Origin of the sequence: Vibrio sp. Vb0598, assembly GCF_033338935.1 — a bacterium.
In the GTDB taxonomy this organism is placed as follows: Bacteria; Pseudomonadota; Gammaproteobacteria; order Enterobacterales; family Vibrionaceae; genus Vibrio; species Vibrio alginolyticus.
Genome location: NZ_JAWOTP010000113.1, coordinates 1 through 1,434 on the forward strand (window position 1 = coordinate 1; position 1,434 = coordinate 1,434).

Here is a 1,434-nt window from a genome sequence, read left to right on the forward strand (position 1 = left end):
CCAAGCGCAGTGCTTCAAGTTCTTCTGGCAATATGGCGACTTGCTCCAACTGATGGAATGGCACGCCATTGGGCTTGAAACAATGGTGCGCTGCACGGCCGCATATTCTTCTTTCTATTTTTGGTCTTGCCATTATCGTCCCTCTCAAACACTGTGCTACGTTACGCCCAAATTATGGCATATGCCAATAACATTTTTGGCATATGCTAATAATCTAAGTTTGCAAAAATCGTATTTAATAAGATGCTGACTGTTTTCACACCACAACGAATCTTCAATTGCCACTTGCTTAAAGCCAGCTCAATACTCAGTCCTACAATTCAAGCATTTACATGCGTTTGATGATTCTGACTACTTTGTCTCCAAGTCATGGCGCGACGCTTGGATAGCGCCAAAAACACCGGTTTTATTGACACAGATAGATCATTCTATTGCTTTGTTATGACGTAAACGTCGGAAACAGGGCTAATATTAACGGCATACAAAATCTTGATTTAAAGAGGGATAAAATGAAAAAGACAATGTTGGCGTTAACTGGTGCGGTAATTATTCTTGCAGGCTGTCAAGACGAGAAACCAGTAGAAACAAGTGCAGTTGAAGCTCCTCAAGCAGTAGAAATGGAAGTCACTGACACTGAACTGCCTGTCGATGCAGTACCAGTGGAAGAAGAACAAGTGATCACCACAGAAACGTTTGTAGACTCAGAGCACAACGCGAAAAACGCGCTAGATTGGAATGGCGTTTACAAAGGCACACTACCATGTGCTGATTGCGCAGGCATCGACGTGACTCTGACGCTAAATCAAGATGGCAGCTACGTGCTTGAGCAAAACTACCAAGACAAAGAAGATGGCAAATTCAAATCAGAAGGCCACTTCACTTGGGATGAAAACGGCAGCATCGTAACGCTGACCGACGAAGACGCACCAAACCAATACTTCGTAGGCGAGAACATGCTTATGATGCTAGACATGAACGGTGAGAAAGCAACTGGCGAATTAGCTTCGTTTTACAACCTAACAAAGCAACAATAATCGTCACTCTGACGTGATAGATGGTGAAAACCGAGCCTCCCCAAGCTCGGGTGTGTTTTCCTCCTCAACCTTCCCTTCCCCCAACCATACTGTTTTGTCATTAAGCAAAAAGCGAAATCACCGAAAGCCATACATTTCCATACGCTTTGCTGATAGAGGCTTACAACACCATTTTGTACACTGTTCAAAATAAAATAAACGGTACAGGAAATACAAATGAACAAGACACTTATCGCACTACTAACTTTGGCAGCAGCTGGCACCGCAACGGCAGGTGACACATACATCCGTAACGGCAACATCTACAACAACCAAGGTGGTTGGGTTGCGGAAGTGGGCGTAGCTCAAGGTAGTGACCTATTTAAAGATCAAAAACACAATACTGCACCAATTCTAAACG

The 1,434-nt window shown here is 43.8% G+C and carries 1 protein-coding gene and 1 pseudogene; both read left to right on the plus strand.

Annotated features, from left to right (window positions below; translation table 11 throughout):
- Positions 1-509 precede the first annotated feature (509 nt).
- Positions 510-1,034: a copper resistance protein NlpE gene (locus tag R7Q38_RS23335; protein ID WP_020834930.1), complete on the plus strand. Its 525-nt coding sequence runs from the start codon at positions 510-512 to the stop codon at positions 1,032-1,034.
- A gap of 216 nt (positions 1,035-1,250) precedes the next feature.
- Positions 1,251-1,434, plus strand: a pseudogene (locus tag R7Q38_RS23340) (MipA/OmpV family protein); the annotation flags it as partial.